This is a genomic window from Pseudidiomarina donghaiensis, assembly GCF_900116895.1.
Classification (GTDB): Bacteria; Pseudomonadota; Gammaproteobacteria; order Enterobacterales; family Alteromonadaceae; genus Pseudidiomarina; species Pseudidiomarina donghaiensis.
In genome coordinates this window covers 1-15,229 of record NZ_FPCF01000011.1, presented here as the reverse complement: position 1 = coordinate 15,229, position 15,229 = coordinate 1, and the positions used below count along the sequence as shown (strand labels likewise).

At 43.6% G+C, this 15,229-nt stretch carries 14 protein-coding genes and 1 pseudogene; 7 read left to right on the top strand and 8 right to left on the bottom strand.

Annotated elements, in window-relative coordinates; all coding sequences use genetic code 11:
• Positions 1-9: 9 nt before the first annotated feature.
• The 4 genes and pseudogenes from BM334_RS12420 to BM334_RS12405 form a co-directional block, all read right to left on the bottom strand.
• A pseudogene (locus tag BM334_RS12420) lies at positions 10-273 on the bottom strand (transposase); the annotation flags it as partial.
• Positions 274-307: 34 nt separating this feature from the next.
• Positions 308-826: a hypothetical protein gene (locus BM334_RS12415; protein WP_092842156.1), complete on the bottom strand. Its 519-nt coding sequence runs from the start codon at positions 824-826 to the stop codon at positions 308-310.
• 473 nt (positions 827-1,299) lie between these two features.
• Positions 1,300-1,896: a hypothetical protein gene (locus BM334_RS12410; protein WP_092842154.1), complete on the bottom strand. Its 597-nt coding sequence runs from the start codon at positions 1,894-1,896 to the stop codon at positions 1,300-1,302.
• Between the two features lie 210 nt (positions 1,897-2,106).
• Positions 2,107-3,321 carry a PDDEXK-like family protein gene (locus BM334_RS12405; RefSeq protein WP_092842152.1) on the bottom strand — a complete coding sequence of 405 codons (1,215 nt, stop codon included), beginning with the start codon at positions 3,319-3,321 and terminating at the stop codon, positions 2,107-2,109.
• Between the two features lie 779 nt (positions 3,322-4,100).
• Between BM334_RS12405 and BM334_RS12395 the strand changes: the two genes are divergently transcribed.
• From BM334_RS12395 to BM334_RS12375, 5 genes are all read left to right on the top strand, one after another.
• Positions 4,101-5,807: a 3'-5' exonuclease gene (locus BM334_RS12395; protein ID WP_092842150.1), complete on the top strand. Its 1,707-nt coding sequence runs from the start codon at positions 4,101-4,103 to the stop codon at positions 5,805-5,807.
• 34 nt (positions 5,808-5,841) lie between these two features.
• Positions 5,842-6,417: a hypothetical protein gene (locus BM334_RS12390; protein ID WP_126801857.1), complete on the top strand. Its 576-nt coding sequence runs from the start codon at positions 5,842-5,844 to the stop codon at positions 6,415-6,417.
• Positions 6,410-6,769, top strand: coding sequence for a hypothetical protein (locus BM334_RS12385; RefSeq protein WP_092842146.1), 360 nt, complete (start codon positions 6,410-6,412; stop codon positions 6,767-6,769). The genes BM334_RS12390 and BM334_RS12385 overlap by 8 nt, the downstream gene beginning before the upstream one ends.
• A 1-nt stretch (position 6,770) precedes the next feature.
• Positions 6,771-7,448: a hypothetical protein gene (locus tag BM334_RS12380; protein ID WP_092842144.1), complete on the top strand. Its 678-nt coding sequence runs from the start codon at positions 6,771-6,773 to the stop codon at positions 7,446-7,448.
• A 68-nt stretch (positions 7,449-7,516) separates the two neighbouring features.
• Positions 7,517-8,413 carry a viperin family antiviral radical SAM protein gene (locus BM334_RS12375; RefSeq protein ID WP_092842142.1) on the top strand — a complete coding sequence of 299 codons (897 nt, stop codon included), beginning with the start codon at positions 7,517-7,519 and terminating at the stop codon, positions 8,411-8,413.
• A 240-nt stretch (positions 8,414-8,653) separates the two neighbouring features.
• Here BM334_RS12375 and BM334_RS12365 read toward each other — a convergent pair whose 3' ends face one another.
• The 4 genes from BM334_RS12365 to BM334_RS12350 form a co-directional block, all read right to left on the bottom strand.
• Positions 8,654-9,874: an IS256 family transposase gene (locus BM334_RS12365; protein WP_092842139.1), complete on the bottom strand. Its 1,221-nt coding sequence runs from the start codon at positions 9,872-9,874 to the stop codon at positions 8,654-8,656.
• Between the two features lie 252 nt (positions 9,875-10,126).
• Complete coding sequence (locus BM334_RS12360; protein WP_092842137.1) at positions 10,127-10,975, bottom strand: acyl-CoA thioester hydrolase/BAAT C-terminal domain-containing protein; 849 nt, start codon at positions 10,973-10,975, stop codon at positions 10,127-10,129.
• Between the two features lie 29 nt (positions 10,976-11,004).
• Complete coding sequence (locus BM334_RS12355) at positions 11,005-11,718, bottom strand: LytR/AlgR family response regulator transcription factor (RefSeq protein WP_177215098.1); 714 nt, start codon at positions 11,716-11,718, stop codon at positions 11,005-11,007.
• On the bottom strand, positions 11,711-12,718 hold the full coding sequence (locus BM334_RS12350; RefSeq protein ID WP_092842133.1) for a sensor histidine kinase: 1,008 nt from the start codon (positions 12,716-12,718) through the stop codon (positions 11,711-11,713). The genes BM334_RS12355 and BM334_RS12350 overlap by 8 nt, the downstream gene beginning before the upstream one ends.
• A gap of 479 nt (positions 12,719-13,197) precedes the next feature.
• On the opposite strand from BM334_RS12350, the gene BM334_RS12345 reads away from it, so the two are divergent.
• Together BM334_RS12345 and BM334_RS12340 are read left to right on the top strand one after the other, a co-directional pair.
• Complete coding sequence (locus BM334_RS12345; RefSeq protein WP_092842131.1) at positions 13,198-13,674, top strand: hypothetical protein; 477 nt, start codon at positions 13,198-13,200, stop codon at positions 13,672-13,674.
• 106 nt (positions 13,675-13,780) lie between these two features.
• The gene (locus BM334_RS12340) at positions 13,781-14,212 is read left to right on the top strand and encodes a potassium channel family protein (protein ID WP_228759564.1); all 432 of its coding nucleotides are present in this window, start codon (positions 13,781-13,783) and stop codon (positions 14,210-14,212) included.
• Positions 14,213-15,229: the final 1,017 nt, after the last annotated feature.

Here is a 15,229-nt window from a genome sequence, read left to right as displayed (position 1 = left end):
ATGGCTTTACAGCTTTCCCTCAAGGGCTTCCTTGCGGATCTCAGCCTTGAGTCGCTCTTCGGCATACATTTTCTTGAGACGCTTATTTTCGTCCTCAAGATCTTTAAGACGCTTCATCATAGATGCGTCCATGCCACCAAACTTGGCGCGCCATTTATAAAATTGAGCTGAGCTCATGCCGTGTTCACGGCAAAGCTCTGGAACAGGTACACCGTTCTCGTTTTGTTTCAGAATCGCTAAGATCTGACTGTCTGTGTATCGTGATTTGCGCATAGAAAACTCCTTCGTTTTAGTTTAACGGAATTTTCTACTTATAACTGCTCCGATTTTTCGGGGGGATTACATACTTACCCCAGCGATTTTTATCTGCTGGCACTCCAAACTTTCCAAACTTGTCAGAACCTGCCGGATGAGCTTTGAGATATGCGTTTATTAAGTCCGAAAAGTTAGATGCTGTTAATGGTTCAATTGTTGTTTCGGGGATAGGTATTGTTTTAATTGTGCCTTTAGATATTTTGCCGAGCGGAATGTCGGCCCAATGGTTTGATTGTGCTTTAGAAATTAACCAGCGACCTTGATCTGAATAAACAAGTTTTCCTTTTTTATTGCTCCATTTTAGTTTTCCAAAAACTTCAAACCACTCGATTATGTAGTCCGGTTGAAATAAGGCGGTCTCAATCACTGCATCAACTAATTGATTAGCGTATTTAATTTCACCCGTCTTTGCTTGTTGTATTGCAAAAATAGCTAGCTCTTGAATCTCATCCGAAAGTTTCCTAAAACTAGCCTCTATTTTTTTAGACGAATATGTTTTTTTTTGCTTCATATGGCTAAGACACTCCTTGTTCTAATCCCCGCGCAAATGGCACGAGCTTGCAAGCGCCTCAATTGACGTTTGTTAACTGCATCAATCGGCTGTGATCGCTTTACGCCGGAAAGAAGACACGCCTTCACAATCGAACTCATCATCCTATAGCTCGTCTAAACGCGCGTTGATCACAACATAGTCTTGTCGTGCTCTGACCCTAACATGACATTGCCTATTGTCCTCAATTTGCTCCGTTGGTAACACCGCCAGCTGAATAAGTGAGTCGTGGTCGAATAAACTTATATACTTTGGATTTACGAACTGAAATTGAGTGTCTGCTTGATCAAAGCTATAACTAGCTGAATAGTATGCAGTCACGATGCGGCAGAATGTTCTCTGCCATTCCTATAAATCCGACATTTCAACCAGCCCACTGTTTTACCTACATCATCCGTTTTGACGCATTGACAGCTATTACGCATTGACAGCTATTACGCTTTTACTGCCTTCAACTGATTATTTAATCCGTTGATATCGAGATTGCATCTTAGCGCCTGAGCAAAAGATTGACTACCCGCATTCTTTTGATACAAACCTGCCCACAAAGTCTTACTCGGATTGTAAGGTGAAAATCTAAATACTCCCGTTCTTGTCTGAATATGAATAAAGTATGTATCTATAGTTGCATGAACATCTTTATCAAATTCATGATCAAGCCTATAAGTCACAATATTGTGGTTGTTGTCCTCGCTTTTTTTTATGGATGAATATTTGATCGGATTAATATGGTTGACCTGAGCCTTTACATTATTTGAGAATTCAATCTCAAAATTTGTGTTCCAAAAAACTGAATTATCACTTTTATTGAGGGCTCTAAACTGGATAGTAAAATATGAACCTATTGGAACGAAATCATAAATGCGGTTAAACTTGTTGATTTCTCCGCTGAACTGGTCAACATTAAATCCCACTGCGTCTTCCACTTTGCACTTCATCATGGCAGCTTGAATCGGAGACGCAAGAGCCAGAAGGCAACCCCCCAAAAGAATATTACTCATTTTGACAAGATAGGTATTATTAAATATCATTTTATTATCCTTTGTTGTTAAAATTTAAATAAATCCATTAATATTCAAAAGCATATGATTGTTTAATCATATAGTCCGGGATGTTTGAAAGCCGCTCGTTATAGTACTAAATAGCGAAAATTTTTGTTCCATCTAACTAGGCTTTATACAAGCATTTGTGTTCCCATATTTGAAATACCACCGACACTTAGAATTAATGAGCCGGTTACTTCAAGTACCTTGCAAAACCTCTTTCAATACAACAAAATGTTTATTTATTATTTCTTCCACTTGCGCTTTCAAACCTCTTACCAAGTCTTCAGTGCTATCAAGCTCTATATCTTCATCTATTCGCCCGAAGGGAATCACAGGAGTTTTTGTGTAATGAGCGTAACGTTTGCTAATTTTCGTCACAATCTTTAGCTTAGGTATTTCTCTAAGCATTCTCTTGTATTTACCTGTTTCAAGCTGAGAGACTATTGATTGTCGTTGAACAGCTTCTAGAGGACCAATTACCAAATCTACACGCAGAAATTCCGAATCAATTTCCCACTCGAAAAGAATGCCTTTATTAGTGCTTGTCCATTCACCATCTAATACTTCAGGTAAATCATCTTTAAGTCGAATATCGTAGAACCTTGAAACTTTTCGATATCGGTCGTCCAATACAACCTTCCCCTCATCGGCAAGCATTTTTATTGCTTGCTGAGCTATATCTAAGTAAAAATCCTTGGCTGTGGGAACGTGTTCAATTAATAGGTCAATCGCCTGTTTATGGCGTTGATAAATTTTTCTACATAATTCTGCCGTCTTAGAGTCTTCCAAAACATGTCCCTCTAAAAATTCAACATAGTCAACTAAAGCAACCTTCACTTCTTCAGAGATATTTGAAGATTGAGACCATTTATATACTAAATCGTGTACAACACCATATGACAGCGAGAGCCAATTATCTTCACTTGCTTGCACTCCCATTGGTGTCAAATAGAGAAAAAGAATAGGCAGATTGGGGAACATCAATTTCAGGCGACTTTCGTATCGCTGAAGCTGATTTCCGTGTTCTTTTGCTCCTATTTTGTTTTCAATAGCCACCAGCCATCGATCTTCCATCTCGAGTAAAATGTCGATGTTATATCGTTCTCTTGTGACTCGAACATCGTTTAAAGACTCTAATCGCAGGGGGACTCCATGGAATACATCTGGTAGGTCAATTTCCGCATCACTTATCGCGTTTAGAAGGAAATCGCGTAAAAAGCTATCTCCAAGCCCATGTGGGCGACTAGGATCGAGAAGATAGGAGAGGAAATCTGAATGTCTTAACTCTTGTCGACGAACACCTAAAGCGTCAAAAATATTGAATCGCTCTTCTGTCGCGCTTAAGTCTTTGAAGTTAGCATCGTCAAGTAAGTTGACTAGTAACACCTCGTTTTCATCACATTTGTGCATAATACAAATCCATTTTTGATGCCTAACTTAAATGCTTCAATTTAACCGGCATAGCCTTCAGCATTTATTCCTTGGTATGTGCCTGAGTATTTGGACAATCACCTAAGCCTACTACTAAGTTAGAATTTGATAAACTTTTTAAATAATTTCAAACCGATTACATGTTTTATAAGCATTAAAAAGGTGGAATTTTTTCTACCTCAAAACTCAGAATTTTTCGGGAGTTTAAAATTTTTTGTCGCGAGGCAAAGGTCAAAAATTGAAACTTCGGGGGCGGTTTTCTGTGACCAATTTTGTCATTAATCGGTCTCAAAAGTGTCGATTTCGACGTAAAACAGAAAACCACAACACCGCTTAAGCCCTTACCACGCCTAGCTTTATCAATTTACCACGGTACTGGTGACTGCCCTCCGGAGGCAGAGGTCACAGGTTCGACTCCTGTCGGGTGCGCCATTTTTACTGGCCTGTAGCGCACCTCGTTGTCTTTATAGTGCCGATAACTCAAAAAGTCCCACAGTTAGTCCCACACTTTTGTAACTTTCGCTGATTTGTCTTGGTGTTGTCGTTTGTCGCTTTATGGTGTCCTGGGACATGGGTTTTGTCGTTTGGGACAGGACGATTTTAACGACTACATCTCAGTTCAATACTCACGTAATAATAACACTCGATCTGCAACCCATAAATGACTCCCAAATATTATCGTATTATTTGTTAAAAATCGTGATTATAAGTATGGTACCTATTAAAAGAAAAGTGACCTCTATAAAGGAAGATTCAGCATGTCAGCCATGGACACTCAAATCATAAGACTTATTCAACTTCATGCGCCTATCAAGGCACGCAAATTAGCTACAATTTTAGCAGATGAGTTTGGTAAGCATGTCGATAGGAGTGACGTGAACTCAGCTCTGTACCGAATGAAAAGTGAGGGGAAGGTAGAGATAAATAAGAATTATGAGTGGCTCATTGCGGGAGCGGTCGGGAAGAAGCGATTATCGACACAAGCAAAGACTAAACAAAGCGTCACCCCCGAAGTTGAATCAACTAGCGCCTCTATCGAGTTTACTCCTGAGCAGCAGGCAGTTATCAATCTAGATCCAACCCAACATCTTCTAATTCGGGGCCAAGCAGGAAGCGGAAAAACCACCGTTCTAGCAGCTCGAGCGAATAAGATTTTGTCTGCAATGAACAAAGGAAGCGTACTCTTTCTGACTTACAATGCGGCACTATGCGCATATGTGAAAAAGTCTTTCTCTAAGATGGGGATGAAAAGCAGTATTGAAGCTAAAACCTTCCATGACTGGTCAAAAAGCGCCGCTATTTCATTAGGTGCACACTTCAACGGTTGGGTAGATGGTAAAGAGCGAAAAACCGAGCTCGTTGAGCTGATCGGTAAGGCACGCAAAGAAGTTGGTGACCATAGATTATTCAATCCTAATGATACCGCTAATTTATTAGAATGGTGGGGAGAAGAGATAGCTTGGCTCTTTGGACAACACATCTTGAGGCTAGAGGATTACTTGCTTGTGGAGCGAGTTGGCCGTGGTACCGCCATACGCGTGAGCCAAGAAGATCGGCGTTTTGTATGGATCGTCTTTGAGCTTTATCAAGAATGGTTGGAAGAATCACGGAGGGAAGACTACGACAACCCTGCGGGACTCCTCTTGCGTACACTAGAAGAGCAAAACAAAGACTTACCGGATCATTTGCGATTCGATCACGTAATGGTTGATGAAGTTCAAGACTTCGATAAAAGCTGGCTGCTTGCAGTGGTTAAGATACCGAGAGTCTCGCTCAGCCTTGCAGGTGATTTGGCACAAAAGATCTACCGCCGTAATTTCACTTGGAGCTCAGTCGGGATTCAAGTCCAAGGTGGCCGCTCTAAAAAGCTAGCCGCAAGCCATCGCACTACTCAGCAAATAATGAATGTCGCAGAATATTTATTAGCCAATAATGATGTAGTCGATAGTCCAGATTTTACTCCGCCAGTGCGCCCGTCGAAGAACGGAGAGCCAGTAAAGCTCTTGATGGCAAGTACACCACCTGATGCATATGAGCGCGGCTACGATTGGATTGCCAAGAGCTTCAAACGTTTAAGAACAAGTACGGTTGCGGTTGTACTACCTTTTTCTCGGCAGCTTTATCCTGCCAAGAAGTCTCTAGAAAAACGAAAACTGAAAGTTAAGGTCGCGAAAGGAGGTAGTCTCGGAAGTACAGCTGGCGGAGTCGTTGTAACTACTTTCCACCAACTTAAAGGCCTTGAATTCGACCATGTTGTAATTATGGGGTTACATGACGCTCAATATCCTGGTCGCCTACTTGAGGGAATAAGCGAGGAAGACCAAAATGATGAAATCCAGCTGATGCGGCGTGTGTTATATGTCGCAATGACGCGAGCAAAGCAGACAGTAACACTGGTTGGAGCCAAGCCATTTTGTCGCTTCTTTGATGACGTGCCATCAAGTATGTTTAGCGAAATCACCTGAACTCATTTAACTAAAAGACTACGGCCAGTTTTGTTTGATTGATGAAGACAAACCTTTTGTCATAACGTCAGAGGAAGGATTTCACTTGAAAAGAAATAGTTACGCCATTAGTTGGGACGAGCTACTCAGTGCTGGGGCATTTTGGCTATTTAAAGCGGCACTTTTTATTCTCTCTTCTGTTCTCTTCGTCCTAGCAATTTGGGCTTTGCCGACCACTGTATTTCCGAATGATGCAGGTTGGCATGACCTGAGTAACATGGAAATTTTGTTCCTAACAGGGTTTACGCTGCTAACGGTACGATACATCACTAAGGTAAAAAAACACTCTGCTAAAGTCGGGCGCGCTGTCTACCGATACCTAACTGCAATTGGCATTCATACATTTGTATTTATTAGTGCAGCACTTTTACTTAGCGAATTAAGTCCTGACAGTGCGCAACCTTTGTTGAGCAGTCATCAGGAGTACTGGAGTCTAGCCTATGAGATCTCTTTATTGCTTTTGCTCTTTGCGATTGCGCCAAAGGGTAAGTTTAATACTCCGAAAACTACATCAGTTATTCCACCTTCAGAGACTCCCACGCTCACGGATGAAAAGAAGAATCATGGTTAAAAACCTAACAATCACAACCATTCTACTCATAACCTTTATGCCGACGGTGGCGGAAGCAAAAGGTACTTTCGAGAAACCCGACGCTGCATTTTTAATTAACGCTTGCCAAGCCGTAACTGAAATTTATAACGCGCACAACGAGAAACGATTTCTTGCAAGTCAAACCACGTCTCTTGCCGATGCAATGCGTGCAGGTTATTGCTTAGGCGTTATGAAGCAATATCAGTGTCGGCAGATGGGAAAGTATTCTCTTTTCGAGTCAGCGCGACGAATTGCCATTTTAGATGATGAGGGCTCTGACAATATACACACCTCGGTCGATCGAATCCTGCGACAAGGTGTTTGCCGATAGTATGCGTTATAAAATCCCTGAGCTCTTGCGCAACATGTTCAATGCCTCCTCAGCTGAGCAAAGTAAGGCACTTAAAGATAAAGCGATGTCTTTCGTTCGTAATGGGCTAGTTCAAGCTGAGGCTGAGCAGGGTATACACAGAAAACAATGGTTCATTACCAGCTCTACCGGCGAGGTGACGCTGTACAACGCTCTTTTGCTTAACGCGTTCTTTCCAGATCCTAAGCGCGTAAAATTTATCTTCGATGACGTCAGGGTGAGGCAAGAAAGCGCCGAAATAGTTCGTAGCTTGGTTTTGGATCGACAATCTTTGGTCGGTGTCACGCTTTTGAGCCCTAAGTCACACCTTTTAATTGAAAAGTTATTTGATGTCGGGGAATTCGATCTCAGAGAGAGTAAACTCCCTAATCCATTTCATGTTCTTCCACAGATTGCTTTGGGTAGTAATATCGGTTTGTTGCAGGCGTTACTAACGCAGTCTGCATCTCTAGACTCTCGTGACTCATTGCTGTCTGCTTACCTTCGTCAGGACTGGGATGAAGCGATGAAGCATTGCTCACAAATTAAAAAACTTGCTGGCCAAGAAGAAAGCTACCGTGAGCTCATAGACGCAGTGGAACGGGGTTATCAAGAAGCTCAAGAATTTGACCAGCTGATAGATATTTTCAAAAACCAATGAAAAAGTCTTTTTAGTGCATTGCACTAATAAATCATCTCTCCCGCAATTCAAATTAACGGAGAGAAAAAATGACTATTCGCACTCAAGAACTTGTTATCAACTTCCATATGACCGAAGCATGCAATTTTCGGTGTGCTTACTGTTACGCTAAATGGAATGACGAGCCTAGCAATAAAGAGCTTTACGGTCACACTGGCGCAGTAGATACTCTACTGACTTCACTTGCCAACTACTTTTTTGCATCTAACCCTATTCAAAAGCAGCTTGGTTATCAGCGCGTTCGCATCAATTTCGCCGGCGGCGAACCAATGATGTTAGGTAAGTACTTCTCTAGTGCATTAGCAAAAGCGAAGGCTCTCGGTTTCCAGACATCGGTTATCACCAATGGACATTTTCTCAGAAAGAAAATGATGCGCGAGATAGCACCAAACCTAGATATGCTGGGAATAAGCTTTGATACGGCCGATGAGCTGATTGCGCAGTCTATCGGGCGAGTCGATCGTCATAAGCGTTGGCTAAGCCCAAGCCAATTGCTTGAACTATGTAACTCATTCAGAAGCATCAACCCGTTAGGTAAACTAAAACTAAACACGGTCATAAATCCTTTCAATGCTTGCGAAAACCTGTCGCCGCTTATCAGTCAAATTAAACCTGATAAATGGAAGCTACTTCGCGTTTTACCGGTGCATGACGAGTCTCAAGTCATTTCCGATACACAATATCAAGCCTATATAAATCGCCATCTTCCAAGCTTCCCCAATTTGATTATTGAGGATAACGACGACATGTGGCAGTCCTATCTAATGATCAATCCTCAAGGTCAGTTTTATCAAAATGTAAGCCCGACCAGTGGACATATTCAGAGCAAACCGATATTACAAATCGGTGTTCATCAGGCTCTATCCCAGATCCCTTTCGATATGCGGGCGTTTGCAAAACGTTATAGCGAGAAGGGGTCGTCATGAAGAATCAAAAATACTCAAATAATGGGCAGATCAACAAGCTGGTTAAATCTCTGATAAAGCAAGGGTACCTTTATCAAAGAGGAAAAAAGCATGGAAAGATCGTATCTCCGGATGGGAAAAAGCGCATATCGATACCGAGCACTCCGAGTGACTGGCGAGCACCCAGGCAGTTCCGTGCAGAGGTGCATAGGTGCTTTAAAGAGACTGTAAAAGATTTTGTGTAAATGGCTGGTTTCACTGTTAAATCCGATCCTGATATATAATCTCGAACTGTGCCATCGCTGGCTTCCAGTTGCGTATGGGCATAGTCCACTTTTTTGAAGCCTGATGCAAGGCCAAGTACAGCACCTTCATGACGGCTTCGTCGTTAGGGAACGACCGGCGAGTTTTGGTGATTTTGCGCAGTGACGCATTCAGCGACTCAATGGCATTGGTGGTATAAATGGCCTTGCGTATCTCAACTGGGTAGTCGAAGAACACACTTAAGCGCTCCCAGTTTGCCCGCCATGAGCGGCTGATGGTGGGATGCTCAGAGTCCCATGTCGAGGCGAAATTTTCTAGTGCCTGTTCGGCTTCAGCGCGAGTAGCCGCGCCATAAATGAGTTTTAAATCAGCGGCAATAGTCTTGCGCTGTTTCCAGTTTACGTACCGCAGAGAGTGGCGAATTTGGTGCACAATGCACAGTTGCACTTGAGTCTTCGGGTAAACCGCCTCAATGGCTTCTGGGAAGCCTTTAAGGCCATCGCAGCAGGCAATGAAGATATCGTCTACACCACGGTTTTTCAGCTCGTTCATTACCGATAGCCAGAATTTAGCGCCTTCAGTTTGAGCCATCCACAGCCCGAGCAGCTCTTTTTCACCGTCAGTGTTGATGCCAAGCGCTAGGTACACTGACTTATTCTGTACAACACCAGAATCACGGCTGCGAACGACTAGACAATCAAGGTAAACAACTGGGTACAGCTTTGCCAACGGACGATGCTGCCAGGCCTTGACCTCGTCCATGACGGCGTTGGTCACCTGAGAAATGAACGTCGGCGAGACTTCAACACCATAGGCTTCTTCAAGGTATGCTTGAATGTCACGAGTAGTCATGTCACGAGTAGTCATGCCACGCGCATACAATGCTATGATGCGCTCATCAAATCCATTCAGCTGGCGTTCGCCTTTGCGAACTAACTTGGGCTCAAAACTACCGTTACGGTCACGAGGAATATCTAGTTCGACATCGCCATTGATGCTACGAACAGTTTTCTTGGTTTTACCATTACGAGAGTTGCCGCTGTTGTTGCCGGCTGAGTCATTTGGTGCGTAGCCTAAATGAGCTTCCATTTCAGCCTCTAGCACCCGCTCTGCCACCTTCTTGGTAAGCTGTTTGAGTAGGCCGGCTTCGCCTAAGATGTCTTCTGGGGAATCACAGCCGTCAAGCAGCTGGTCGATGAGTTTGTCTGATATTGGCATTCTGATATCCTTCTTCGATATTGTTAAGAATGCCATTTACACAGATATTTTTACACTCTCTGATTCGTTGAAATCCATTTTCTTTGCAACCCGCTTTTTTAACATCTGACTGAGTGTCTCCGATGATAGCCGAGTCGCGCGAAGAGATAAACGGTCCGCTGCTCGCTCTTAACGGACACTCCTAATATTATCTGGCAATTTATTCTTAGTCAGTGCAGTTAAAGTAAAGCCAGCAAGCGCGCTGGCTTATACTTAGTTACATTCCGAACCCATGACACGTTTTAGATGAGTCAAGACAGTATCCATTGTTTCTTTGTTATAACTGTAATGGTCTCCATCCAAATCGATATGCAGCACGGGGTTCTCATAGCTATTATCTGACAACCTTTGTTCAATTTTATTAGCCATTTCGAATGAAGGCCAAATTTGGTCTTGCCTTGCTGAGACCAGCGTAACCGAGCCTTTGATCTTCTCGACAGGAATTGCAGCATCGTTTAACTCTTTTGGGGAAGCTTCAGATAAAGCGTCAGTAAAGGCATTTCGGTACTCACCGGTAAAAATTCCGGATAGCATGTCAAAAGATAATAAAGGGGCCTCAATGTAAGGTAGTGGCTGTCCGTCGATGCTCCAGCTTGAATAGCTCATTGGTGTTTTCACTGCATTCCAGACAACATGACTCGGGTATGCAGCAACAATGTGATTAACCGTATTAAAATGGCTGCCAAGCAACAAAGATAATTCTGCACCTTTTGAGAAACCGAGAAGTGCAACACACTGACCTTTAATGCTCGAGTCTTCAGTTATTGCCTTAATACGCGCGTCAATTTCGTTTAAAGACAGCTCAATAGGGCTATCGGGCGTTCCCGACGTATCAAAGTAACCCATTGATGCAACAGAGAATCCATAATCGTGATATCTATCCATCAACGGCTTCATATTTGGGTTGGCAAAGTAATTACCACCATCACTTCCTCCTACCAAAATGACTAACGGGTGTGCTTCTCCGTCGCTAATGTAATTGGTGTATAAATCAGGTGCTGGTGCGTTTTCGCAGGACGCAAGAGCCCCCACCAGTAAAAATGGTGTTATTAATTTTTTCATTGTTTTTCCTTATTTTTTAGGGTTAAGCACTACACCTTTAAGTGCCTTTTTAGTTGGCGTGCGCCATTACGGCTGGTTAATACTTCCAGCTCGGAGTGAATAAATCTTAAGAGCAAGCGCCCATTAAGCCAGCGCTCGGCTTCGCTCAATCGAAGCCGATTAATGATTGCGCCACGATGGACACGGAGAAAGTGTGCTGGCAGTTGTTGCTCCAGCTCAGTTAATGTCTTGTCTAGAGGGTAAGTCTGCGAACCGCAATGGGCCACTTGCGTCCCGTTGTCGATAATAATGGCATCGATATCCTCAATTCCCACGTTTCTCATACGTTGCCCCACCTGACTAATCAATGTTTGTGGCAGCGTTTGGGCTCGTTTTAGTCGAAGCCGCTCAGCGACTCGTTCAAGTGCGAGCTGAAGTCGTTGAAGGCTAATCGGTTTGAGAACGTAATCAGCGGCGGCACCGTTGAAGGCTTCAACGGCATAACGGCTGTGTGCCGTTGTGAAGATAACTTCGCTATTGCAGTGTTGCCGGTTTAATTGCGACAGCACATCGATTCCATTCAGTCCTGGCATATTAATGTCGAGTAAAATGACATCGGGTTGTGACTCTGAAAGATGCTGAAAAAGCTCCTCTCCGGACCTTAGCTCGGCTTCAATACGCCACTCGGGTAATGCACTTATAAGCTGATTCAGCTTCAGTCTACTTGCGTATTCATCGTCAACGATAAAAAGAGTATTAATCATGATTGGACTCCAAGCTGATGTTGACAACCGCTCCCTTAGACTCTGGGTCATTCGACAGCTGGATATTGGCATGGCGCATAAGGCCAATCCGTCGGATTGTCGTGCTCAAACCGAGTCCCGAATGCTTTAAGTTTTCAGGTTGAGTAGCCAGGACTATGTCAGGGAAACCGGGACCATTGTCGCGGATAATAACCTGCAAAGCACTGCCACGAGCTCGACACGCTAACGTTAATTCAATTGGAAGCCGCGTGGCATGTTTAATTGAGTTTTCCAGTATTGGTTGCAACAAAAACGGGGGAATCTGCACATCTAGAGTTGCTTCATCAATGTCTATATCGATTTTCAAATCATCACCGAGCCTAGCACGCTCTATATTCAGCCACTTTTGTAGGATCATTAATTCATGTTTTAGGCTGATGGTATCGACATTATTCGTATCTAGGATATGTCGCAACACGGACGCTAAATCGTGAGTCAGCAGCTCTGCCTTTTTTGGATTCGACGTAATGAAAGCCGTTAACGTATTAAGGCTGTTAAACAAGAAATGAGGATGCAAGGAGTGCTTGAGTTGATTCAACTCAGCATGCTGGCGCAGCAAACGTTCGGTTTGTAATGCTTTGTAGGCTCTGTAGGCACGATAAAGAATATACGTTCCAATAGCCCAGGGAATTGACATGAAAAAGACGTCAAGCCAACCAAATTCAACACCTGGATAAATGCCTGCTAGAGCAAAGCCCCAGATTCGATAGCCGATATAAAAGCAGCCAAACCATAGAAGCAGCTCATAGAAAATATTGTTGATGCCGAGCCTTTTGATAGCGAATACAGCCGAAGAAATAGGTACCCAAAATAGGAAGATAATCGCAACAGCTCCAGCTAACAGAGCGTCATTGGTTCCAACCTGTCCTCGCTGCCACCAGTCGAGAAAGGTAATCGTGGCACTGATAAAACTTAACCCGAGTAATGCAATAAACAGTTCTTTTTTAGTGATTTCTGGCATCGGTATGTCCGCTGCTTTTGGTTATGCAGACATTATTAAAGGCCTGAAGCTGAGTGTCACTGTGTTTCTGACTGAATGGTTAAATTAACGTGTTGAACTGTCGCTAGGGTTCGTCCGCTTTGAGCGACAAGCGGACCTTCTGTCTTTCAAACTACTCCAACTAGTGACTAGCTGCCCCGTCATTAGTAAGTGTGGGTGTCGCTAGCCATACACGGCACATTGACTTCGGCGATATTGCACGTTTTGTTATTGTGTTGTGTGTTTAAGTCGTTTACTGTCAATGATATAACAAAAATAAAGGTTGGATACTGTGCGCTCGGTAGAGCGTAACTGAGCATGCTCAAATTGCCTTTGCTAACTCGGATTCTTTCAAGTTAGGAATGCCTGCTTGCTCAGTAAGTTAAGAGCTGAAAACCATCAATTGGACGAGTTGCTAAACGCGCACGCACAATATACAAATGTTATAAGGCATCAATCGAGTGAGAGCATACGAACTAGAAAAAGAAATTTGGTCAGAGGTAGACTTCAACTTGATGGGTTGGCATGACGCATCTATATGGTCAATGGTCTCCGATGCAAAACAATACGAATATTTATTAGACCTAGATTACATATTCAAATGGGTTCACCCGGAGGAGAATGAGACATACTTTAAATTTTGGGTCGCTCCGGTGACAATGGTTTTTGAAAATGCTTTTGATGTAAAAATTGACATTGAGTCACAGCAAGGCTTAATTGAAGTGGCGGATTTATACATGGAAAACCCCGAGCTAACACCCAATGGGAAATTCACGTCTCATACCTATCGCTTTGAGTGCCAAGAGGGTGAAATATCTCTTAAAGCAACTGGTTTTAAAATGTATGTGCGGCAAAAACCAAAACTTATTCAAGGTCAAAGCTTTGAATTACAAGAGCGTGGCGGTGTTAATTTCGGACGAGCGTGGAATGCCTTATAACAAGTCAATCAACTACGCGCCTTCGGCGCCGGATGCGCTAAAGCGCACCGGTTATTGAAGCGTTGGGTGCTAAAGTAGATCACAGTAATTTCTGGGTAAATTTGTAATGCAGTTGCTTCTCGCGTTTGTAATCAATAGTTTGCTTGTCGCCGTAGTGGTCATGGTGCATTACGGCATATTGCACCAGATCGTTAAAATCCTACCACGTTTTACTTTCGCTCATAGCCTACGGATAGTTTTCGGAGTCTTTGGCGCCTTGATTGCTCATGTTATAGAAATATGGATTTTTGCTTTAGGTTACTATTTTAAATCTCAAGGTTCGGGTTGGGGTAGTTTAGAAGGCAATTTTGATGGTACGTTGTTGGACTGCGTATATTTTTCGTTTACGGTTTACACAACAGTCGGCTTTGGTGATATTGAGCCTTTAGGGTATATTCGCTATCTTACAGGCATTGAGTCAATAGCAGGGTTGGTACTTATTACTTGGACAGCTTCGTTTCTCTATCTCGAAATGCAGCGTCACTGGGATCAGCGTTAGTGGTATGCACCCAACAAGGTGCTCAAGCCGAACCTTCACCTACGTTGCGCAGGCTGGTTCGCTTCGCTCATTATATCTCGCCGTGCTACACTCTCGATTCGGCCGGCTTAGCACGGCGTTGGGTGTAAAAAAACATCTTGGTTCTAAATGTGCAGAAGCCTGGCATTATTAGTCGTGGTGGTTCGAGGCGAGAACGTTTTTAATAACGGAAGTCAGAGGGCCAAAGCTATCTTTCCTGCAGGTTGGGGAACAGGGTTAACCTAAGTTAGAGCGGCGAATATCGTCGTCGTACCAGTTCACAAGCCGTGTTTATTTTCATTTGCAAAACAGTGGTGTTCCCGCAAAAAACGGTGTTCTATACTTTAGCTGTCCTTGGGGTTTCACATCGCAAGCAGCCTAAAAGCGTGCCAGTCTTTGCAAGGCTAAGTTAGTTCGCTGGAAGTGGGTAGGTTCTAACTGGCAGGCACCCAACAAGACGCTCAAGCTGAACCTTCACCTACGCTCCGCCCAGCGCATGGCTTCGCCATTGTACGCGCTGTGCTACACTCTCGGTTCGGCCGGCTTAGCACGGCGTTGGGTGTAGGTAAAACATTCTAAATTTTGTTTTCTAGTCGTCAGAGTTCAGTGAAGGCTTTGCGCGAACGATATTATTTCTGTGGTCTTTGGTATATCGTTTCCGGCGCGTTTTAAAGGAAGGTTGTCGTTGAAATTCTCGGCTTGAAGAGTTTGAAATGAGGGCGTAGGTTTTTTCAGTGTTAACCATTTTATCAAGCTTTTCTGGTGGTTCGCGTAAGTTGGGCAAGCGGCGCGTACACCCCTTCTTCAATTTGGCCATTGTAGTACATCTTCAAAGTAGGGTAGTTCAGGGCTTCTTGGTGGGGCAGTGGTTCCTAGTGCGCAAAGCACCCAACAAGGTGCTCAAGCCGAACCTTCACCTACGCTCCACACAGCGCATGGCTTCGCCATTGTACGCGCTGTGTTACACTCTCGGTTCGGTCGGCTTAGCACGACGTTATG